At 66.8% G+C, this 20944-nt stretch carries 24 protein-coding genes and 1 tRNA gene; 13 read left to right on the top strand and 12 right to left on the bottom strand.

Going from position 1 to position 20944, the window contains the following annotated elements:
* Window positions 1-5: 5 nt before the first annotated feature.
* The gene (locus TX80_RS15815) at window positions 6-1292 is read right to left on the bottom strand and encodes an ABC transporter permease (RefSeq protein ID WP_049924205.1); all 1287 of its coding nucleotides are present in this window, start codon (window positions 1290-1292) and stop codon (window positions 6-8) included.
* Entirely contained in the window at window positions 1292-2038 is a 747-nt protein-coding gene (locus TX80_RS15810) for an ABC transporter ATP-binding protein (protein ID WP_049924204.1), read from the bottom strand. Before TX80_RS15810 ends, TX80_RS15815 begins: the two co-directional genes overlap by 1 nt.
* Window positions 2039-2213: 175 nt before the next feature.
* On the opposite strand from TX80_RS15810, the gene TX80_RS15805 reads away from it, so the two are divergent.
* The 3 genes from TX80_RS15805 to rpiA are packed head-to-tail and all read left to right on the top strand — an operon-like array spanning window position 2214 to window position 4751.
* On the top strand, window positions 2214-3152 hold the full coding sequence (locus tag TX80_RS15805; RefSeq protein WP_049924203.1) for an ABC transporter ATP-binding protein: 939 nt from the start codon (window positions 2214-2216) through the stop codon (window positions 3150-3152).
* Entirely contained in the window at window positions 3149-3991 is an 843-nt protein-coding gene (locus TX80_RS15800) for an ABC transporter permease subunit (RefSeq protein WP_049924202.1), read from the top strand. The genes TX80_RS15805 and TX80_RS15800 overlap by 4 nt, the downstream gene beginning before the upstream one ends.
* Window positions 3992-4043: 52 nt before the next feature.
* Window positions 4044-4751 carry a ribose-5-phosphate isomerase RpiA gene (gene rpiA / locus TX80_RS15795; RefSeq protein ID WP_049924201.1) on the top strand — a complete coding sequence of 236 codons (708 nt, stop codon included), beginning with the start codon at window positions 4044-4046 and terminating at the stop codon, window positions 4749-4751.
* Between the two features lie 15 nt (window positions 4752-4766).
* On the opposite strand, the gene TX80_RS15790 is transcribed toward rpiA, so the two are convergent.
* Together TX80_RS15790 and TX80_RS15785 are read right to left on the bottom strand one after the other, a co-directional pair.
* Window positions 4767-5180, bottom strand: coding sequence for a hypothetical protein (locus TX80_RS15790; RefSeq protein WP_049924200.1), 414 nt, complete (start codon window positions 5178-5180; stop codon window positions 4767-4769).
* On the bottom strand, window positions 5177-5599 hold the full coding sequence (locus TX80_RS15785; protein ID WP_049924199.1) for a hypothetical protein: 423 nt from the start codon (window positions 5597-5599) through the stop codon (window positions 5177-5179). Before TX80_RS15785 ends, TX80_RS15790 begins: the two co-directional genes overlap by 4 nt.
* 129 nt (window positions 5600-5728) lie before the next feature.
* Here TX80_RS15785 and fni point away from each other — a divergent pair, with 129 nt between their 5' ends.
* Entirely contained in the window at window positions 5729-6790 is a 1062-nt protein-coding gene (fni, locus tag TX80_RS15780; RefSeq protein ID WP_049924198.1) for a type 2 isopentenyl-diphosphate Delta-isomerase, read from the top strand.
* A gap of 83 nt (window positions 6791-6873) precedes the next feature.
* Here the strand turns inward: fni and TX80_RS15775 are convergent, their stop codons facing one another.
* Window positions 6874-7041, bottom strand: a complete 168-nt coding sequence (locus TX80_RS15775) for a DUF1931 family protein (protein WP_004267503.1) — start codon at window positions 7039-7041, stop codon at window positions 6874-6876.
* Between the two features lie 249 nt (window positions 7042-7290).
* Here TX80_RS15775 and larB point away from each other — a divergent pair, with 249 nt between their 5' ends.
* From larB to TX80_RS15750, 6 genes are all read left to right on the top strand, one after another.
* Window positions 7291-8049, top strand: a complete 759-nt coding sequence (gene larB / locus TX80_RS15770) for a nickel pincer cofactor biosynthesis protein LarB (RefSeq protein WP_049924197.1) — start codon at window positions 7291-7293, stop codon at window positions 8047-8049.
* A gap of 121 nt (window positions 8050-8170) precedes the next feature.
* Complete coding sequence (locus TX80_RS19550) at window positions 8171-8320, top strand: DUF7563 family protein (RefSeq protein ID WP_195893102.1); 150 nt, start codon at window positions 8171-8173, stop codon at window positions 8318-8320.
* Between the two features lie 110 nt (window positions 8321-8430).
* Window positions 8431-8685 (top strand): GIY-YIG nuclease family protein, encoded by a 255-nt coding sequence (locus tag TX80_RS15765; protein ID WP_049924196.1) that lies wholly within the window; start codon window positions 8431-8433, stop codon window positions 8683-8685.
* Window positions 8686-8764: 79 nt separating this feature from the next.
* Window positions 8765-9739, top strand: coding sequence for a hypothetical protein (locus TX80_RS15760; protein WP_049924195.1), 975 nt, complete (start codon window positions 8765-8767; stop codon window positions 9737-9739).
* Window positions 9740-9831: 92 nt separating this feature from the next.
* Entirely contained in the window at window positions 9832-11238 is a 1407-nt protein-coding gene (locus TX80_RS15755; RefSeq protein ID WP_049924194.1) for a phosphoglucomutase/phosphomannomutase family protein, read from the top strand.
* A 210-nt stretch (window positions 11239-11448) separates the two neighbouring features.
* Window positions 11449-11817 carry a hypothetical protein gene (locus TX80_RS15750; protein WP_049924526.1) on the top strand — a complete coding sequence of 123 codons (369 nt, stop codon included), beginning with the start codon at window positions 11449-11451 and terminating at the stop codon, window positions 11815-11817.
* A gap of 38 nt (window positions 11818-11855) precedes the next feature.
* On the opposite strand, the gene cysE is transcribed toward TX80_RS15750, so the two are convergent.
* The 3 genes from cysE to TX80_RS15735 form a co-directional block, all read right to left on the bottom strand.
* Window positions 11856-12551 carry a serine O-acetyltransferase gene (gene cysE / locus TX80_RS15745; RefSeq protein WP_230198757.1) on the bottom strand — a complete coding sequence of 232 codons (696 nt, stop codon included), beginning with the start codon at window positions 12549-12551 and terminating at the stop codon, window positions 11856-11858.
* Between the two features lie 80 nt (window positions 12552-12631).
* The gene (locus TX80_RS15740; protein ID WP_049924193.1) at window positions 12632-13300 is read right to left on the bottom strand and encodes a metallophosphoesterase family protein; all 669 of its coding nucleotides are present in this window, start codon (window positions 13298-13300) and stop codon (window positions 12632-12634) included.
* 85 nt (window positions 13301-13385) lie between these two features.
* Complete coding sequence (locus TX80_RS15735; protein WP_049924192.1) at window positions 13386-13976, bottom strand: IMP cyclohydrolase; 591 nt, start codon at window positions 13974-13976, stop codon at window positions 13386-13388.
* Between the two features lie 206 nt (window positions 13977-14182).
* On the opposite strand from TX80_RS15735, the gene TX80_RS15730 reads away from it, so the two are divergent.
* Both TX80_RS15730 and TX80_RS15725 read left to right on the top strand, forming a co-directional pair.
* Window positions 14183-14255: transfer RNA gene (locus tag TX80_RS15730), tRNA-Gln, on the top strand.
* A 129-nt stretch (window positions 14256-14384) separates the two neighbouring features.
* The gene (locus TX80_RS15725; protein ID WP_049924191.1) at window positions 14385-15086 is read left to right on the top strand and encodes a rhodanese-like domain-containing protein; all 702 of its coding nucleotides are present in this window, start codon (window positions 14385-14387) and stop codon (window positions 15084-15086) included.
* Window positions 15087-15097: 11 nt separating this feature from the next.
* Here TX80_RS15725 and TX80_RS15720 read toward each other — a convergent pair whose 3' ends face one another.
* The 4 genes from TX80_RS15720 to TX80_RS15705 all read right to left on the bottom strand — a co-directional run bounded on the left by TX80_RS15720 (window position 15098) and on the right by TX80_RS15705 (window position 20654).
* On the bottom strand, window positions 15098-16486 hold the full coding sequence (locus tag TX80_RS15720; RefSeq protein WP_049924190.1) for an oxidoreductase: 1389 nt from the start codon (window positions 16484-16486) through the stop codon (window positions 15098-15100).
* 58 nt (window positions 16487-16544) lie between these two features.
* Window positions 16545-17660, bottom strand: coding sequence for a Water stress and hypersensitive response domain-containing protein (locus tag TX80_RS15715; protein WP_049924524.1), 1116 nt, complete (start codon window positions 17658-17660; stop codon window positions 16545-16547).
* 145 nt (window positions 17661-17805) lie between these two features.
* Complete coding sequence (gene cgi121 / locus TX80_RS15710) at window positions 17806-18315, bottom strand: KEOPS complex subunit Cgi121 (RefSeq protein ID WP_049924188.1); 510 nt, start codon at window positions 18313-18315, stop codon at window positions 17806-17808.
* Window positions 18315-20654, bottom strand: a complete 2340-nt coding sequence (locus TX80_RS15705) for an ATP-dependent DNA helicase (protein WP_049924186.1) — start codon at window positions 20652-20654, stop codon at window positions 18315-18317. Before TX80_RS15705 ends, cgi121 begins: the two co-directional genes overlap by 1 nt.
* On the opposite strand from TX80_RS15705, the gene TX80_RS19135 reads away from it, so the two are divergent.
* On the top strand, window positions 20570-20926 hold the full coding sequence (locus TX80_RS19135) for an eCIS core domain-containing protein (RefSeq protein ID WP_154658686.1): 357 nt from the start codon (window positions 20570-20572) through the stop codon (window positions 20924-20926). The genes TX80_RS15705 and TX80_RS19135 overlap by 85 nt on opposite strands.
* The last annotated feature ends 18 nt before the right edge of the window (window positions 20927-20944 follow it).

Below are 20944 nucleotides of genomic sequence, written 5' to 3'. Positions count from 1 at the left end.
GGTCGTCACTCGTACCTGAGCGCGTCGATCGGGTCCGTTCGCGCCGCCCGCCAGGCCGGGTACAGCCCCGAGAGCACGCCGACGAGGATCCCGACGGCGATCGCGAGGGCGACGTACTCGTAGGGGTAGACCAGCGGCAACTCGATGTACCACGCCCCCAGATAGCCGACGGCGAGTCCGAGCGCGGTTCCAAGCACTGCCCCGATCGTGCCGAGGATCACCGCCTCGGTCAGAAACAGGCCGAGTACGTCGCGGTTGTGCGCTCCGACGGCTTTCATGATGCCGATCTCGCGGGTGCGCTCGGTGACCGAGACCAGCATGATGTTGGCGATGCCGATCGAGCCGACGACGAGCGAGATCGCCGCGATACCGACGATGAAGTTCCGGAGCAGGTCGAGGACGTCCTGTAGCTGCTGAAGCAGTTCGGCGCTCGTCTGCAAGGTAAGCGCGAGGTCGTCGCCGAGCAGTTCGCCCGCGTCGGACGCCTCGCTCTCGAGGTAGGCGCTCGCGCTGTCGCGGGCGGCGTCGATGTCCTCGTCGGCCGGCGAGTGGGCTTCGATCACGATCGCCATGTACCGCGCATCGCCGGCGGCGTCGCTGCTGTTTTCCCCGTCGGCGTCCGGGCCGGGAATCGACGCGGCGGCTTCCTCGGTGTAGTACGGATCGGTCGGGACGTAGATCCGCGGCGAGGGTTCGAACCCCTCGAACGGGCTCAGCCCCTCGGACGTATCGGTGATCCCGACGACGGTGACGTTCGTTTGTCGACCTCCCTGTAACACGACGGTCAACTCGTCGCCGACCGAGACGTTCTCCTCGAACTGTCCCGCGACGGCCGGATTGATCACCGCTTCGCGTTCGCCCATCTCGAACTGCCGGCCCTCCGCGAGGGTGTCGGTTCTGATGTACGGCGGCCCCGCGGCGACCAGCGCGTCGCTCTGGGGTGTGATTTCCCCCTCGTAGACGAGCGCTTGCGTCGACAGCGGCATGTAGCCGTAGGCCGCATCGACTTCCCCGCGGCCGGCGACCGTCTTGAGGTCGTCCTGACTGAACACCGGCTGGGCCCCCGCCAGCGGGCCGCCTTCGGCATCGGGATCGGCGGCCCAGCCGTAGATGTTGCGCCGGTCGTCGGGACTGATGTCGCCGACGATGCCCGCCTGGAGGCTCGCGCCCAGCGTGACGAACGCGATCACGGCCGCGATTCCGATCACGACACCCAGCGTCGTCAACCCCGATCGAAGCGGGTGCCCGCGGATCGACCGCCAGGCCAGCCGCGGGAACGCGAGGGGGCGCATTACTGTTCCGAACCCGGGTTCGTCCCGTCGAGTTCCTCGATCCGCTCGATGGTCCCGTCGAGCAGGTGGACGATCCGGTCGGCGCGCTCGGCGACGTGGCGCTCGTGGGAGACCACGAGAAGCGTCGTTCCGGCACCGTGGAACTCGTCGAAGAGATTCAGGATCTCGGCTTCGGTGTCCGTATCGAGGTTCCCCGACGGCTCGTCGGCCAGCACGATCGCCGGATCGTTGACCAGCGCCCGCGCGAGCGCGACTCGCTGGCGCTGGCCGCCCGACAGTTCGTTCGGCAGGTGGTCCGCCCGGTCGCCGAGACCGACGCGCTCGAGCAGGTCTCGCGCACGCGCTCTCCGCGTCGATCGGTCGATGCCGCGGAACAACTGCGGTAACGCCACGTTCTCGAGGGCGTTCAGCCGCGGCATGAGGTTGAACGTCTGGAAGACGAAGCCCACCTCGGTCCCGCGGAGGTGTGTCCGTTCGCGATCCTCGAGCGATCCGACCGCCCGCCCGCCGACGACGACTTCGCCCGCCGTGGGCGTGTCCAGACAGCCGACGAGATTCATCAGCGTCGACTTCCCGGAGCCGCTCGGTCCCATGATCGCGGTATAGGACCCTCGTGGCACCTCGAGCGAGACCCCGTCGAGCGCGTGGACGGGTTCGCCGACCCGGTAGGTCTTGCGGACGTTCGAGAGGGACACCGCCGTCCCCCCGTCGGTTCCCGGCTCGTTCCCGGTTCCGGACGTGGCCATGGGGTGGTCAACCACAGCCCCGCCGAAAAAGATTAGACGTCCCCGTCGGGTCCCGAGCACCGATCCGAATCCGCCGAGACCTCGCCGCTGCGATCGATGGATCGAGACGCCGGTCTCTCCACCGACGAAAGATGAAGGAAGCTATTTCCGGGCTGGTGGATTACCGAACTGAACAGTGTCCGCGATCGACATCTCCGATGTGACGAAGCGGTACGGCACCGAAACGGCCCTCGACGGGTTGACGCTTACCGTCGAGGAAGGTGAGGTGTACGGGTTTCTCGGCCCCAACGGCGCGGGCAAATCCACGACGATCAACCTCGTGCTCGATTTCGTCCGCCCGACCACTGGCGACGTACGCGTGTTCGGCCTCGACGCTCGAGCGTCCAGCCTCGAGATCCGGTCCCGGGCCGGCATCCTCCCGGAAGGTGCCGAACCGTACGCCCGGCTGACCGGCCGCCAGCACGTCGCGTTCGCGATCGAATCGAAGGGGGTCGACGACGATCCCGACGCCCTGCTAGAGCGAGTCGGTCTCGCCGATGCGGCCGACAGAAAAGCCGGCGGCTACTCGAAGGGGATGGCCCAGCGGCTCATGCTCGCGACGACGCTGGTCGGCGAACCCGATTTGCTGATCCTCGACGAACCCTCCACCGGTCTCGACCCAAACGGTGCCCGCGAGATGCGCGAGATCGTTCGCGAGGAGAACGATCGCGGCGCGACGGTGGTTTTCTCCTCGCACGTCCTCGGACAGGTCGAGGCGATCTGTGACCGCGTCGGCATCCTCCGGGACGGCGAGTTGGTCGCGGAGGACACCGTCGCAGGACTCCGTGATTCCATCCCGAACCGGACCCGGCTTCGCGTCTTCCTCGATCGAATCCCGACCGATCCGTCGGCCGCGCTCGAGGCGGTCGAATCGATCGATGGGGTCTCGTCGGTGAGCCCCGACGACCGGACCCTCGTGGTCACCTGCGAGAACCACGCGAAGACGACGGTCCTGCACACGGTCGAGGACTTCGGCGTAACCGTCGAGGACTTCGAGACCGACGACGCCTCGCTGGAGGACCTGTTCGCCGCCTATACGACCGATTCCGCCGATAGTGCGGAGGTGGGACGATGAGCGCGATCACCGTCGCCAAGAAGGACTTCCGGGACGCCGTTCGCTCGCGCGTGTTGCTCGGACTGACGGTCCTGTTCGCCCTGTTTACCACCGGTGGCGCGTTCCTCGCCTCGTGGGCCTCGGAGCTGTTCGAACAGGGTGGCGCGGGATCGACCCTGGAGCTGTTGATCGCGTTGCAGACGCCCGCCGGGATTCTCGTCCCCGTTATCGCGCTGGTCGTCAGCTACCGCTCGATCGCGGGCGAGCGAGCGGACGGGAGCCTGCAGTTTCTGCTCGGATTACCCCACCGTCGCCGGGACGTCGTCCTCGGGAAAGTACTCGGCCGAACGGGCGTGGTCGCCGTCTCGATCCTGATCGGGTTCGCCGTCGGCCTGCTCGGGCTCTTCGCGTTCGTCGGTGACGTCTCGCCCGTCGACTACGCGGGCTTTACGCTGGTGACGATCCTGTTCGGTTTCGTCTACGTCTGTCTCGGCGTGGGACTCTCCGCGACGGCCCGATCGACAACCACGGCGGCGATCGCCGCGCTCGGCTTGATCGTACTGTTTTGGGTCGTCTGGGGAACGGCCGCCCAGATTCTGCTCTACGTCATCGAGGGCCAACTCTTCGTGATGCCGGTTCCCGACTGGTATCTCGCGTTCGTCTCGCTTCCCCCGGACGCCGCCTACGGCTCGGCGATCAGCGCCGTCCTCGGCGAGCCACAGTTCGAGATGGCGCAGGCCTACGACCTCGAGTCGCCGCCGCTTCTCGCCAGACCGTGGTTCGGGTTCGTCCTGCTTGCGTGCTGGGCGGTCGTTCCCGTCGCGGTCGGCCTGTGGCGGTTCGAGCGCGTCGACCTCTGACGCCCGACAACGAACTGTAACGCTTTTCCCGCCGCCGCTCGCTTGCCCACCTATGAAGACCGAGGGCGGTACCGCGGACGCGAAGCGGCGGGCCGGCGAACGGGCCGCCGAGGAAGTCGAAGACGGCTTCGTCGTCGGACTCGGAACCGGGTCGACGACCGCGTACGCGATCGACGCGATCGGCGAGGCCGTCGCCGACGGCCTCGAGATCCGGGGCGTTCCGACGTCGTTCCAGTCCCGTCGCCGCGCGCTCGAGGCGGACATCCCGCTGACGACGCTCGATGCGGTCGACGGCGTCGACCTCGCGATCGACGGCGCGGATCAGGTCGTCGACGACCCCGACTCGAGCGCAAACGGCGCACTCATCAAGGGCGGCGGTGCGGCGCATACGCGCGAGAAACTCGTCGACGCGACGGCCGATCGGTTCGTCGTGGTCGCCGATCCGTCGAAGCTGACCGATCGGCTCGAGCGGTCGGTTCCCGTCGAAGTCCTCCCGGACGCCCATACCGTAGTCGCCGAGCGGATTCGAACGCGGGGCGGGGAGCCGACGCTTCGCGACGCCGAACGCAAGGACGGGCCGGTCGTCACCGACAACGGGAATCTGGTGCTCGACTGTGCGTTCGGACCGATCTCGAACCCGGACGACCTCGCGGCGTGGCTGTCACGGCTGCCCGGCGTCGTCGAACACGGCCTGTTCGTCGACCTCGCCGACGCGACCTACGTCGGCACCGACTCCGGCGTCGAACGCCGGACGTACTGATCGCTCCCGACGGCGTTACTGACGAGACTCCGGCGGTTCGCCGCGGGGCGTCTCGGCCCGTCCCGCGGCGAACCCGGCGACCAGATAGCACGCCCCCAGCAGCCGCGTTGCCGGGATCACCCACGGTTTCACCTCGAGTTCGTCGGGGTTTTCGTAGGCCACGGCGAGTCCACTCTCGAGCGCAGAGCGCGGGACCAGTGCCAGGACGACTCCGAGGAGTCCAAGCGCCGCCCGGCGGTCGCTGTCTCGGACGGCACCACGGGCGAGAACCCAGACGAACGCCAGTCCCTTGAGCCGGGCGATCGGAACCGTCGACCGTCGACGCCGTCCGTCCTCGGGGTTCTCGAACGCGATTCGCTCGGCGGGGGCGATGATCCGTCGGGGGACGACCACGAGCAGTCCGCTCCCGAACGCCAGCAGCCGCTTCATCCCGATCGGGGACGGCTGCCCTCGACAGTTCCCTCCGTCCGTCCCGTCCGCGAGAGGGCGACCACGAGCAGGTACAACACACCGAGGAGCCGGGCCGCGGGTTTCACCCACGGTTTCAACTCGAGGTCGTCGGTGTTCTCGTAGACCAGCCGCTGGCTGAGTTCGATGATCGGTTGCGGGAGGACGACGAGGACGATGCCGGCCGCGGCCAGCAGGCGGTTGATCAGGGGCGATCCCGACTCGCGGCGCGCGAGCAGCCAGACGAACACGAACCCCTCGGCCCGGGCACCCCAGAGGGCCAACGGTCGGAGATCGGCCTCCGCCGGGTTCTCGAGGCCGATTCGCTCGCACGCGTCGATGACCGGCTCCGGCTTCGCGATTTCGAAGATCCCGAAGGCGATCAACAGTTTGCGCAACATACCCGATCACACACCGTCGTCCGTCAAAAAACTCGAGTGCGACGTTCAGCTGCTGCGGCGTCCGGCGACCGGCGCGTGAATGGATAGCTTTTCTATCGCCGGCTCCGACCGTCCGCTGGAGACGATTCGATGCCCGAGACACCCGACAGGAAAGACGATCACGTTCGCATCATCGAGCAGGAGGACGTCGAGACTTCGGGAGCCGGATTCGCCGACGTCGAACTCGTTCACGAGGCGCTCCCTGAGCTACACCGCGACGAGATCGAGACGTCGACGACGCTGTTCGGCCACGAACTGGCGGCACCGCTTGTCATCGAGAGCATGACCGGCGGCCATCCCAATACCACGGAGCTAAATCGGGCGCTTGCGGCGGCTGCCGGTCGAACGAACGTCGCCATGGGCGTCGGCAGCCAGCGGGCCGGGCTGGAGTTCGACGACGAGGACGTGCTCGAGTCCTACACTGTCGTTCGGGACGTCGCGCCCGACGCCTTCCTCTATGGAAACGTCGGCGCGGCTCAACTGCTCGAGTACGACGTCGACGACGTCGAGCGGGCCGTCGAGATGATCGACGCCGACGCGATGGCGATCCACCTGAACTTCATGCAGGAGGCCGTCCAGCCCGAGGGCGACGTCGACGCCCGCGGCTGTCTCGCGGCGATCGAGCGGATCGCCGATGCGCTGTCGGTACCGGTCATCGTCAAGGAGACGGGGAACGGCATTTCCCGGGAAACGGCGACCCGACTCACTGAAGCCGGCGTCGACGCCATTGACGTCGCCGGGCAGGGCGGAACGACGTGGTCGGGGATCGAGTCACACCGGGCGGCGGCCGTCGGCGCGGATCGACAGGCCGGGATCGGCAAGCGGTTTCGCGCCTGGGGAATCCCGACGGCGGTCAGCACGCTCGAGGCCGCCGCCGTCCACGACTGCGTGATCGCAAGCGGTGGGGTTCGATCGGGCCTAGACATCGCGAAGGCCATCGCCCTCGGCGCTCGAGCCGGCGGCCTCGCGAAGCCGTTTCTCGGACCGGCCGGAACGGGGACCGACGCCGTCATCGACCTGATCGAGACGCTCGTGCTCGAACTCCGGACGGCGATGTTCGTCACCGGTGCGGCGTCGATCGCGGACCTGCGGGAGACGGAGTACGTCCTGCTGGGCCGGACGAACGAGTACGTCACGCAGCGCCGTCGCTGAACGCATTCGGTGCCGGCTCCTCCTGTCGACTGCCGCAGCTATTGGATGTCGGGTCGACTAAAAAATCACTCGAGTGGCGTCCCTTACAGGTCGCGGGGCTGGACCGTCTTCCGGTCGTTGGCTTCCGCGCGTCGGGCAGCGTCTTCGAGCAACTCGTCGACTTCCTCGTCGAGCGCGTCGTAGAAGTCCGAGGCGACGTTCTTGTCATCGAGCGCTTCCTTCACAGCAGCTTTGACGATAAGGTCTGCCATACGATGTACGGGTTTCCCCTTCCATGATATAAACGTTGTGGTTATGTTTCGGAATCCGGTGGTTGAAGCGGTTGCTCCGTCCGTTTCGGCGTCCGATACCACCGGAAAGTATATGGCTTATGAATCTCTCAAACCGGCTTTTCACCGCTCGAGCGGCCCGATTCGGCTCGCGCGCGGTCTCGAGTGTTCTCGCGCGCACTTTCGGACACGTGCCGACGGATTCGAGTACGTCCGTTACCCAGACACAGTATGCGCGAACTCCTGGAAGCCGTCGCCGACGGGTCGCTGTCGCCGGCGGAGGCGGAGGCACAACTCAAAGGGTACGTGACCGACGAGGCGGGGCGGTTCGACGCGGCCCGCCAGCAGCGCCGGGGTATCCCCGAGGCGATTTTCGCCGACGGGAAGTCCGCCGCACAGGTCGTCGCTTTCGCCGAAACCGCACTCGAGACGACTGACCGTGCCCTGCTTACTCGGGTTTCCGACCGACAGGTCGCCGCGTTGGAGTCGTGTCTCGAGGAGTCGTTTCCCGACGCCACGCTCGAGCGTCGGAGTTCGACGGTCCGGATCACGACGCCGACGTACGATCCGCCGTCGCTGGATGCGACGGTGGGCATCGTCACCGCGGGGACCGTCGACGGTCCGGTCGCCGACGAAGCGGAAGTCGTCTGTACGGACGCCGGTGCAACGGTCGATCGGATCGACGATATCGGCGTCGCGGCGCTCGACCGGACGCTCGATCAGGTCGACCGGCTCCGCGAGGCGGACGTGTTGATCGTCGCTGCCGGGCGGGAGGGCGCGCTCCCGACCGTTATCGCCGGACTGGTCGACACGCCGGTCATCGGCGTCCCGGTCGCAAGCGGATACGGCCACGCCGGCGCCGGCGAGGCGGCCCTCGCCGGTATGTTGCAGTCCTGTACCGTCATGTCGGTCGTCAACATCGACGCGGGCTTCGTTGCCGGTGCGCAGGCAACGTTGATCGCCCGGGCGATCGACGCGGCCCGTCACTGAGGGATCGTCACCGGGATATGGGAAAATATTCTTTCCGTACCGAAAAGCCAAACGGCGTTTGGGAAAGGACTTTTAATGATATCACGACTATCACCGAGTACCGGCTCCGGCCGGTGTGACCATGCCCAAGTGTAACCACTGCGATGCGCACGTCTCCGAGCGCTTTGCACGCGTGTTCGCCGACGAGCACGGCGAGATCCACGCCTGCATCAACTGTTCGGCAAACGCAGGTATCGCGGAAGTAGCGCGAAAACGCGCCCGCGGCACCTGATTTCGCTTTCGAACCGCGACAGGAAACAGCGGCTCGCCGACCGGCGACTGCAACTACACACGCCCCACGGACGAGATGCTTTTTGTGGTGTCCCCCGTATCCCACCGTCGATGACCGACGCCGATCACGTCGTCTACGTCCTCGAGTGTGCGGACGGAACGTTGTATACCGGCTACACGACCGATCTCGAGCGACGGATCGCGGAACACGACGCCGGCGAGGGCGCGAAGTACACGCGCGGCCGCACGCCGGTCGACCTTCGCTATCACGAACGGTTCGACTCCCGGTCGGCGGCGATGGCACGCGAATACGAGATCAAACAGTTGAGTCGCCCCGAGAAGGAACGGTTGATCGACTCCGCGTAGCCGTTCGCCGTCGAACGCCGCCGCCAGCGGTCCCCGAGGCGAAAAATAGATAATAACATCTACCGTTTATGGCTATGAAATGAATATCGACATCGTCGACGAACTGCAACAACCCGAATACACGGGTGAAAATCGGTGTGTTCCGTGTACGGTGTTGAACCTGGTTATCGCGGCAGTGCTTGGCTCCGTTATCGCACGGAAATCGAAACTCGGCGGGGTACTCGCGGTCGGGCTCTCGGTCGCGTTGATCTACCTCCGTGGCTATCTCGTCCCCGGGACACCGACGTTGACCAAGCGGTATCTCCCGCCGGAGGTCCTGCGCTGGTTCGGCAAGGAGCCCGAACCCGACGTCGCAAGCGGACTCGGTGCCGTCGACTCGAGCGCAGACGCGTCCGCCGGACTCTCTTCGGCCGACGACGCTCCGGAGCCGGTAACCGTCGACGAACCGACCGCCACCGACGGTCACGGTACCGCCACTGACGACGCCGCAGCCTCCGCCGATACCGAACCCGATCCGAACGCCGGATCCGTGGACGCGATCGATCTCGAGGCGTACTTCCTCGAGCACGACGTGCTCGAGCCCTGCGAGGAGTCGGACGACCTCTGTCTCACCGAGTCGTTCGAGACCGCATGGCTCGAGGAGATCGACCCGCTGGCGGAGTCGGGTGTCGACGCCGCGGCTGCGATCGACGCGTTCGGATTCGACGCCGATCCCGAGTCGTTCGACATCGGGGCCCGCGACGACGTCCGCGTGCTCAGATCCGACTCCGCCGTCGCCGGGCGCTGGCCGTCCCGTGCGGCCCTCGTCGCCGATGTCGCCGCGAGTCGAACCCTCGCGGAGTGGGTCGACGACTGGGATACCTACGACCCCGAAGCGAAGGGACAGATCCTCAACAGCCTCCGGATGTTCCTCGAGACGTGTCCGACCGACGGCGGCTCCGTCAGCATCGACGAGGAGGTCGTCGAATCCTGCTGTAGCTCACACGAGGTCTTCGCCGTGACCTGCGACGAGACCGGCGAACGACTGTTCGAACAGCCGCTGACTGACGTCTGATTCCCCCGCGCCTCGGGAGTCGGCCGACCGCCGTGTGGTCGATCTGCCCCGATCCCGTCGCTTTTTTCGCCCCGGCTGTTGATGAACGCGTCATGGAGACGATTAGCTTCGGGACCGACGGCTGGCGGGCGACCCTCGAGGAGTTTACGGCCCCGCGGGTTCGGATGGTCGGGCAAGCAGTCGCCACGTATCTCGCAGACGACGGACTCGCTGACGAGGGACCGGTCGTGATCGGCTACGACGCTCGCGAGACGTCCCGCGGGTTCGCCGAAGAACTCGCCCGCGTCCTGTGTGCGAACGGCTTCGACGTCATCATGCCCGCGCGGGATCGACCGACGCCGCTTGTTGCCCACGCTATCGTCGATCGCGACCTCCCGGGTGGACTCGCGGTCACCGCGTCGCACAACCCGCCGGAGTACAACGGCGTGAAGTTCATCCCGGGGGACGGGGCACCGGCGCTGCCCGCGGTCACCGACGCCATCGCCGCCCGGCTCGCCGAGCCGGATCCGCTCCCCGAAGCCGACCACGGTACCGTTCGGGAGGTCGATCTCGTCGGTCCCCACGCGGACGCCGCAGTCGAGCTGGTCGCGGCCGTCACCGGCAGCGCCGATCTCTCCGCGGCGGATCTGACCGTCGCCTACGACGCGATATACGGGAGCGGCCGGGACACGACCGACGCGTTGCTCGAGCGAGCCGGCGTTTCCGTCGAGCGGCTGCGGTGTGAGCGCGATCCCGCGTTCGGCGGCGGCGCTCCCGAACCCGCCCCGGAGAACCTCGAGACGCTGATCGAACGCGTCACCGACGACGAAACCGACGCGGATCTCGGCATCGCCAACGACGGCGACGCGGACCGACTCGCCGTCGTCACTCCCGAACGCGGCTATCTGGACGAAAACCTGTTTTTCGCCGCCCTCTACGACTATCTGCTCGAAAACGACACCGGGGCGGTCGTCCGGACCGTCTCGACGACGTACCTGATCGATCGGATCGCCGACGCATACGGCGAGGACGTCCACGAGGTTCCGGTCGGATTCAAGTGGGTGGCCGATGCGATGGCCGACCACGACGCGCTCGTCGGCGGCGAGGAATCCGGCGGCTTCACCGTTCGCGGTCACGTCCGCGAGAAGGACGGCGTGTTGATGGCGCTGCTCGCGGCCACGATGCACGCCGCCGAACCGCTCGACGACCGGGTCGACCGCCTCCTCGAGACCCACGGCACCGTCGTTCAGGACAAACGCAGCGTCGCCTGTCCGGACGACGAGAAGTCCCGGGTTCTCGAGGCCCTCGAAGCCGAAATCCCCGACTCGGTCGCGGGGACCGACGTCGAGGGCGTCAACACCGCCGACGGATTCAAACTCCAGTTCGCCGACGGTTCGTGGCTGTTGATCCGCCCCAGCGGCACCGAACCCGTCCTCCGGGTCTACGCCGAGGCCGAGGACGAACCGCGGGTCGAGGAGTTGCTCGCTGTCGGCGCGGAACTCGTCGAACCGCTGGTGTAATATCGCTGCCAGAACCGTTGGCTCTCCGGTGCGCTCCGTCACTCGAGTCGGGCCACTGCGTCTGTGGCCGCTTGCCGACCCGTTTCGTCCGAACCGTCGATCGCTGTTTCGATCGTCTCGAGGAGGTAAATGGGGCGGGTCGCGTGGCCCGACTCCCGGGTTGCGCTCTCCGGGACCCTCTTTACCCGCGTCGGCCCGTTCCGTACACTCATGAGCCAGCGCGAGCACGAAGACGCCGCGTACACCGAACTCACACCCGACTCGTGGCACCAGAACGACGAGGGGACCTACTACATCGACTGTCCGGAGTGTGGCTCGGCGGCGACGCTGATGAACGTGGTCAAACACGGCCGGTGTAACGGCTACCTCGACCAGCAGGAGGACGAGACCGAACTCGACGAGGAGGCGATGGAGTGTACCGCGAAGCTCTGGTTCGAACTCGGCTACACTTCCGACCCGTCGGCGACGATGACGGACGACGCCGTCGGCGAGTCCGCCGGCGCGGCCGAAACCGAGGAGGGCGTGCCCGCCTCGGACCAGCCGCCGGGAGCGGACGGAGCGGTAGACGATCAGCAGTAACCGAGACCGACCGTGAGGGTCCGTTCGAGGCGGCCGCGTTACTCGACGCGCTCCGCCGGGATTCCCGCAACCGTCGTTCCCGGTTCGACGTCGTCCGTGACGACCGACCCGGCCCCGACCGCCGCGTCAGCACCGACGGTGATATCGCCCAACAGCGTCGCGTGTGCGCCGATGTGGACGCCGTCCTCGACGGTCGGATGGCGTTTGACTGGTTCGTTTACGCTCCCGCCGAGCGTGACGCCGTGATACATGTGGACGTCGTCGCCGATTTCGGCCGTCTCGCCGATGACGACCCCCATCCCGTGGTCGATGGTCACCCGGCGACCGATCGATGCGCCGGGGTGGATCTCGACCCCGGTCAGCAGCCGCACGACGTGGGAACACAGCCGGGCGGGCAGTTCGAAGCCGGCGTTCCAGAGCCGGTGGAAAAGCAGGTGCGCCCAGACGGCGTGCAGACCCGGATAACAGAGGAGAACCTCGAGCCAGCCGGTCGCCGCCGGATCGCGTTCGGACATCGCCCGGAGGTCTTCGCGTATCCGTCCGATCATGCTCCGCTCCGACTCGAGGGTGTCCCGTCGTGTGTCCCCGAAACCGGAGCCACGTCCGTCATCGCTGTCGAGGTGTGACCCCGGCCGTCCCGACAACACCGGGCCACAGCGCGACGGGAGCGGTTCTCGACGGTGCGCCCGGTGTGGCCGGTGTCTCTCATGCCCGACACTACGCCGATTGTGCATCTAAAAGGGTTCGTTTCCGTTCCTCGAGTTTGCGGCCGGCTCTGGACCGTTCGAGGCCGGTCGATATCGGCACCGATCGGTTACTTCCCGCGAGCCAGCCGCCGGCCCGTCCGCTCGGGAAGCCCGGCCGCCTGTACGGCCTCCCGGACCGTCTCGATGTCGTACTCGACGCGGTGGGTCTCGACGGTCAGCGCGTCGAAGTCGACGACCGCGTACCCCGCCCGCGGGTCGCCGTCCCGTGGCTGGCCGACGCTGCCGGGATTGATGACGATCCCCTCCGAGAACTGCTCGACGCCCTGCACGTGGGTGTGGCCGAGTACGAGGACGTCCTCGTCGTCGAGCAGGCCGGCCGAAAACTCCCCCGGATACGTGTACCTCGTGTATCGCTTGGGATCGTCCGGGTGACCGTGGACGAGCTTTACCCGGCCGCCGCACTCGCGCCGTTCGGCTGGTAACTCGGCGAGCCACTCGAGTTGCTCGTCGTCGAGTTGCCGGCGGGCGTGTCGGAGCCCCGCCTGTGCCATCTCGTTGAACCTGAACGCGGTCCCCTCGACGACCGCGGCGTCGTGGTTGCCGACGACGGTCGGAACGTCCCGTTCGCGAAGGATATCGACGCACTCGGCCGGCCACGGGTTGTACCCGACCACGTCGCCGGCACACAGCAGTTCGTCCACCGGCGGCATGTCTTCGAGGACGGTCTCGAGCGCGACTCGATTGCTGTGGACGTCCGAGATGAGTCCGACCTTCATGCACGAGAGTAACAGACCCGACGGATTTGTAGGTTAGCCGGCACCCGTGTGGTCGTAACCGGCGTGACGACTCGAGCGGTGATCTTCAGTCGCCGTTCTCGATCGCCGTCTCGAAACCATCGTCGGTGCGGACGAGACCGGCCGCACAGACGGCGTGTTCGAACTCGAGGTCGTAGGCGGTCTTCGCCGCGTTCGTGGCTCCGTCGGCCTCGAAGTCGATCGGTTCGGGCGCGTTCTTCTCGTAGGTCGCGACCAGCGTCGGTTCGTCGACGGTTTCGACCACCAACGCGTCCTTGCGCACGGTGCCGATCAGCGCCTTGCCGTCGTCGTCGAGCGTCGCCGCGATGCGGGGCGTGTCGTAGTCGTCTTTCTCGTAATCCAGCGCGAGCAGGCTCTCGGCGACGGCGTCGCGGGCGGGGTAGCCGAGTTCGAGTTTCTCCGCGATCGGATCGACGTGGGAGCCGTTTCCGAACGCGGCCGTCTCTCCCGCCGGCGTCTCGACGATCCGCAGGCAGTTGTACGAGACGTATGGGTTGTCCGTCTCCGGTGCATCCGCCGTGGGACCGACGGTGAGCGCGCTGTCTCGAGCGGTGATCTCGCGGTTCGGGAACGATCGCGAGGAGACGCGGTACGCGCCGACCTCGGGACCGACGACGACGAATCGTCCGACGTACATACTCGAGCGTGCGCTCGACCGGGAAAAAGGGATGTCGGTTCCCGGTCGCCGTGGTCGGGAACCCTCGGAGGGTCGAGACACGACGCGAGGCTGCGGATCGACGCGGCGGGCCACCTCGGCGGCAATCGGTGGGCCATGTTCACTCCCAAACCGGCAGCGTCGAATCGAAAGCGATAAACTACCCCCAGACATACAATCGAGCGCACAGTCCATTGGGGTAGCGGCCAATCCTGAAGCCTTCTGGGGGCTTCGACCCTGGTTCGAATCCAGGATGGACTACTTCTCTCGATCCTTCGACTCGAGCACCGTGCCAGCGTCGTCTCCCGGTTTCCAGTTGAAACGAAGGGGTCACCGGTAACGGTGGTGTCACCAGAAACCCTTTCTCCCCCTCGTTGCTAGAGGACTGGTATGAATCGACGGACGGTTCTTGCTGTCGGGGGAGCGGCGGCCTTCGGAGCCGTCGCCGGATGTCTCGGTGACAACGGCACGCCCGCAAACGAGTTCGACTACGAGACGACGACGACCAACGGGACCGACGTTCCGCTCGTCCCGGTCGATGACGCCTACGAGTGGTACAAAAACGACGAGGCGAAGTTCGCCGACGCGCGCACTCGGACCCAGTATCAGGAACGGCGGATCGAAGGCGCTGTCTTCTCGCCGGCGAAAGACGCTGGCAGCGTCGACGACGATCCGGTCGAGGAGTGGTCGACCGATACCCGGATCGTCACCTACTGCGGGTGTCCACATCACCTGTCGTCTCAGCGCGCCGCCGCCCTGATCGATGCGGGATACGAACACACGTACGCGATCAATGAGGGCCTCGGTGGATGGATCAACGGGGGCTACCCGCTCGAGGGTTCGGCTATTGACGCCGAATGGGAACTGTACAAGATCGACGGCACGACCGATTCCGAGTACGCCGGCGAGATGGTCCTCCTCGAGCAACTCGAGGAGAACCGCGTCGAAGTGGCACCGATTCAGGATGACGGCTCGTACACCCTCCAGTTACACTATGCAGGGTCGACGGACTCGCAGTTCCGCGTCGAAGCGCCCGATTACACGGTCGAAGGCACGCTCGAGGAACTGACCAACGGAACCGTCAGCGGTTGAATCGGCTGCCGCTACGATTCGGACCGGTCGTATGCACCCTTGCGCTCGAGTTCGCCCCGCTCGCGAAGCACGTCGGGGGTTCGACAGATTCCGGGCGCGCCCGTCACCTGCGGAACGGTACAGTTGTTACAGCTCTCACAGAGGACGCTCGGATTCGTCCCGTCTCGACCTCGAGCGTCGACTTCGGCACTCTCTCCTTTGAGCAGTCGCGCCCCTAGCCGCGGCTCGGCGTAGAAGGGTCTGGCCAGCCCGACCATATCACAGGCCGCGTCGGCAGCACCGCCGTCGCAGTCGCCGTCGTCCGTGCCGAGCAGGCGATCCATCTGCGCTCGCTCGCGGATGCCGCCTTCCGCGAGGACGGGGATCGACACCCGGTCGCGGACCCGCCGACAGAAGTCGGCGTTCCATGCTGGCTCGAAGTCGTACTGGAGCGACTGGATGCGGTTGGCCAGGCTGACGAGTCGTCGCCTGACCGGACTGCCGAATGCCGCGTCGTACTCCTCGCGCAACCGTTCGTTCTCCCACGCACGCCGGGGGTACTCACCGCGGACGATACTCATATCCCAGACGACCGATGTCCGAACCGGGACAACCGCATCGTAACCGATTTTCTCGAGCCGACAGGCGATCCCGACGCCGTCGTCCAGCGAGAGCTTCCGCCGGACGATCGGGGACGGCGGCGCGGGCGTCTCCGCCGGCACTTTGGTCAGCAAGGGAACGTCCCCGGCGCGGTCGCGGATCTCGTCGTGGACGACGGCGAGAAACTCGAGGCGGGCCTCGGGCGAGCCGCCGAACTCGTCCTCACGCCGATTGTAAAACGGTGAGAGAAACTGCTGGACGATCCCCATGTTCGCCCCCGCAAGGTGGATGCCGTCGTAGCCGGCCGCGACCGCGGAGGCGGCGGCGCGGCCGAAATCGGCCGCCAGATCGTACACCTCGTCGGTCGAAAGGACGTGCGGATCGTACTTGAGAAATCCCAGTCGATCCAGCAGCCGCAACTGCCACGGCGGCGTCGACACCGCGAGTTGCTCGATATCCGGGTTCTCGCGCCGGTACTCGGCGTGCCAGGTTTCCATGCTCCGCAGCCCGCCGTGCTCGAGCTGAACGAAGATCCGGCTGCCGTGGTCGTGAATCCGGTCGGTCAGCCGTGACAGCCGCGCTACGAAATCGGGGTCGTGGACGCGGGTCATCCCCGGCGCGGCACAGCCGCCGTCGCCGCGGACGATCGTCGCGCCCTGACAGACGAGGCCGACGCCCGATTCCGCGGCCGGTTCGAGGTCGTCGATCAGGGTGTCGACCGCGCCCGGCCCGTTGCCGGCACACTCGAGCAACGGCGCGCGGTAGAGCCGATTTGGAACCGTGACGCCGCCGATCTCGATGGGGTCCTCGAGCGTGGCCATACGCGAGCTATCACGTAACTACACAAGAGGGTAGCGACGACCCGGAGCCGGCGGTCCCCTAGTCGATCGACGGCGGATCGTCGACGGGTACCTCGAGCGTTGCGCCGAGTTCCTCGAACGCCTCGTCGTCGGGACTTGCCCACGGAACGATCTCACAGCTGTTTCGGTCCAGCCCGGCCGACTGGTCGACGAAGATGTCGGTCCGCAGATCGTACTCGCAGTTGATCGCCGCCTCGTCTTCGGGGATCGTCACCGTCTCGCCGTTGACGTTCATCGCGAACTGGGCACGCACTTCGGCGTCGGTCACCTCCTCGTTGTCGACGTGCGTCGCGAACCAGTCGACGACGTCGTCGTTGTCCAGGACGACGACGAACGTGATCTCCCGGCTCCTCTGGGGCGGAATCGTTTCGTCGTAAGTGCCATCCAGCAGTTCGACCTCGGTCGCTTTCCACTCGGCGACGGATCGGTTGTTGAACTCCATCTCCCCGGTCAGCGCCGGCGTTGGCAACGGATACGCGTTCGGATTATGAACGTCGACGCTCAGGTGGAGTTCGGTCCGCTCGTCGGTGACCGTCCCCCACTCCGCTTCCGTCTCACGGATCTCGACCGTCGGCTCGACCAGCTGGCGCTGTGGCCCGGAGCCGAGGCTCACCGGCGAGAGCGAGTGTTCGCCCTCCTGTCCCGCAACCGCGTCCGCGATCATCGGCTCGAGTTCGGTCCGTTTGTCGTCCTCATAGGTGTGCGACGGCGATCCCTCGAGCGGCCCGAGGGCGGCGTGAGCCGTTACGCCGACCTGCAGGTCGCTCACTTCGCCGTTCCGAACGTGCGAGACCCACCACGCCGGCAGCCGATCGTAGCGAAGGTCGGTCCGGAGTTCGGTCGTAGTGTTCCCAGACGGCACCGCCACGTCGGCGGCCGACCCATCGGCGAGGTCGACGCCGTTCATCGCCAGCGCGTACTCGACGGTCAACTCGTCCGGTTCGAGTCCGGGATTCGGGTTGTCGAGCCAGACCGTCGTGATCACTTCGATCTCCTCGTCGGAGACTGCTCCCCACGAGTTGTCCTCGAGTCCGGCGTCGGGAATCCCGAGCACGCCGACCGCGAAGAGTCCTCCGACCGTGACGATGAGTCCGACGCCGACCGCGAGGCAGACCGTCGTCACCTTCCTGTACATACACTCGCGTGCAGTCGCCGACATCTACTATAGCTGTTGTCTTCCGATTCTATTCGTCGATGCGGATATGCGGTCTCACGGGCGTGTTCCCCGAGAATACTAAACGACGCCGACCAAAACGACTGTGAAATGTCAGAGTTATTGATTACTTCTCGACCTCGAGCAGGGCGACCCGTTCGCGAACCAGCGCCCCGAGGGGAGCGTCGGTCGCCGCTCGCTCCGCGTCGGTGATCTCGAAGAACTCACACAGGGTTTCCTCGTCGACGGATTCGAGGGTCGGTTCCCTCGCGACGACCGCGTCACGATCCGCGAGCGCCTCGAGAGCAGCAGGCTCGTCGCCGCTTTCGCCCTCGGCGGCGACCAGCACAACGGCCCGGGTCTCGCCTTCGGTGACGCCCATCTCGAGGGCGCGGTCGATCTGCCGCCGGCCGGCGGCGTACAGCAGGATCTCGACGCCGCGGTCTCGAGCGACGTTTTCGCCGCGCTCGATGGCCCGATCGGCCAGTTCGACGGCCCGCTCGAGGTGGCGTCGATCGGCGACGTAGCGGGCGTCGAACGCCTGAATCGTCGTGTCGGTTCGGTCCCCGATTTCGCCCAGCTCGGCGACGAACGCGTCGAGGTCGTCGACCGCGAGTCGGCACTCGAACACCTGCATTAGAAATCACCCAGACTCGACTGGCTGTCGGCCGTCGCTTCGTCGTCGCCGTCGTCCCGTCCCGTGTCGGGCGTTGCCGTTTCCGTGTCCGCCGTCCCGTCTCCGCCGGCGGGATCGACGCCGTCCATCGAGGGATCCTCGCGGCCGGCGTTCTCGAGGATGTTCTCTGCCGTCTTCGCCCCCTTCAGGGCGTCGAGGACGACGGCCTTGTCCGCGGTCCGGAGATCGGCCGGCGACTCGATCCCCCGTTCGTAGAGCCGGCGGGCGCGCTTGCGGCCGACGCCGCCGACCGAGACGAGTTCGAGCAGTTCCTCGCTCACGCCGTGTTCGACGCGGGCGCGAGCCTCCCGGACCGCGACGGTCCACTCGCTGTCGATCTCGTGGGCAAGCGACTCGGCCGCGCCGAGCAGCCACTCGGCGGTGTCGACCTTCCCGCGGAGGTCGCCGGGACCGATCTTGTACCGCTCTGTGATCGTGTCCTCGTCGTCTTCCTCGGCCCAGTCCTCGAGCAGTCTCCCCGTCTTCAGGGCGGCCAGCCAGTCCTCGAACCGGTTCTCCTCGAACTCGCTCGGGGCGTCGCCCAACAGCTCCCCCTCGCGTTCGAAGAAGAGTTCGCCGAACGTCTCGTCCTCGCCCGAGCGCAGGTAGAGTTCATACATGTCCGGCGTCCGCGAGACGAGCTGGTAGAGGCCGAGCGGGGTCGGCCGCTCGTCGGCGCTTTCTAACCCGTGGACGATCTCGGCGGCGCTCATCGGATCGAGGTAGAGCCGCGAGACGGTGTGGCCGAGATCGGTCGCCGCGAGGTCCTCGTCCCGCCCGCCGTCGGCGAGGTCGGCCGCGGAGGTGAACGCCCCGTCGGCGTCGTCGGCACCGCCACCGTCACGCTCGATGAAGTCGTTGCGCTCGAGGTACGACAGCACGTCGTCGGTCACGGCCTCGAGCCGGCCCGCCTCGGTCGACTGGCTCGCGTACAGCGTTTCCGCGAGGAACTCGAGCAGTTCATCGCGGGTACGGGCGAACCCGGAGGCGATCGTCGCGAGCACGTGCGTCCGGAGGGCGGGTTCGGCCGCCAGCTTCGAGCGGACCGGTTCGGGATCGGCCCAGACGTACCGGTCGAACAGCTCTTCGTGCTCGTCGTGACTGTTCGCGAGCAGGACCGCCTCGCCGTAGGGGTCCAGTCCCGGCCGACCTGCACGCCCCATCATCTGATGTATCTCGAGAACGTCAAGCGGGGCCATCCCGCCCGCGCTGGGGTCGAACCGCCGCCAGTCGCGAACGATGACGCGGCGGGCGGGGGTGTTCACGCCGGCCGCCAGCGTCGGCGTCGCCGAAATCACCTTCAGCAGCCGGTCGCGGAAGGCGTCCTCGACGATCGAGCGGTGTTCGCTCGCCAGCCCCGCGTGGTGGAATGCCGCCCCCCGTTCGACGCAGTCAGCGAGGTCGTCGCTCGTCTCGGAGTCGCTGACCTCCCGGATCTCTGCGGCGAGGTCCGCCAACGCGGCGCGTTCGTCGGCGGTGAGTTCGTGCCTCGAGACCCCGCCCAGCCGTCGGGCGGCGGCCTCGGCGTTGCGCCGGGAGTTGACGAACACGAGCGACGACCCGCCTTCCTGAAGGATGTCGCGAACGAGCGCGGCCTCCTGTTTCTCCGAGCCCTCCACGGGCACTTCGCTGGTCGAGCCGTCGTCGAAGTGCAAGGCGTTGCCGTAGTGGACGCCCATTCGGAGGTCGATCGGCCGCCAGTCGGTATCCACGAGCGAGGCGTCGAGCCAGTCGGCGATTTCGTCGGCGTTGCCGACCGTCGCCGAGAGCGCGACCACCTGGAGGCTGGGGTTGAGCTGGCGGAGCTTCGCGAGCGTGACCTCGAGCGTGGGTCCCCGGTTCCGATCGTCGATGAGGTGAACCTCGTCGCTGACGACGCAGGTGAGATCCGAGAGCCAGTCGGCCCCGTTGCGAACGAGCGAGTCGACTTTCTCGCTGGTGGCGACGATGATGTCTTTCGTGGCGAGCCAGTCGTCCGTGCTCTCGTAGTTGCCTGTCGTCACGCCGACCGTGACGCCGAACTCCTCGTAGGCCTCGAACTCGTCCTTTTTCTCGCTGGCGAGCGCTCGCAGGGGAACGATGTACAGCGCCTTCCCGCCGCGTTCGATCGCCGACAGCATCGAGAGCGCGGCGATCATCGTCTTCCCGCTTGCGGTGGGCACCGCGGCGACGAGGTTCTCGCCGTCGGTCGCGCCGGCCTCGACCGTCTCGGCCTGTGGCGGGTACAGTTCCTCGATGCCCTCGCTCCGGAAGTGATCGGCGGCACCGGGCGGGAGCCCCGTCAGCTCCTCGATATTCATTACCCGCAGTTGGCGCGTCCTGCGGTTTAAACTGTCGTCTCACGTCCTCCGTTCGGCCCTGCTCCGAGTCGCGTGGCCTCGCGATCGACGCGAACGCCGTTACCCGCGGCGACGATACGGCGTTCAACGCGGGAGCGGACGATCCGGATCGTCCGGAAGGGCAGCGGCTGTCGGCTCACGAGTCGGGCCACGGCACACGGCAGGACAGCAGCGCCCCAGTTCGACGCTTGGAACGGAAGTGTCCCTCGAGACCGATCTCGGTTTGCGGGTAGCGTCGCACGTGCTCGACG

Origin of the sequence: Halopiger djelfimassiliensis (assembly GCF_000455365.1) — an archaeon.
Classification (GTDB): Archaea; Halobacteriota; Halobacteria; order Halobacteriales; family Natrialbaceae; genus Halopiger_B; species Halopiger_B djelfimassiliensis.
Note: the sequence above shows the minus strand (reverse complement) of the source record. Positions and strands in the feature narration are given on the sequence as shown.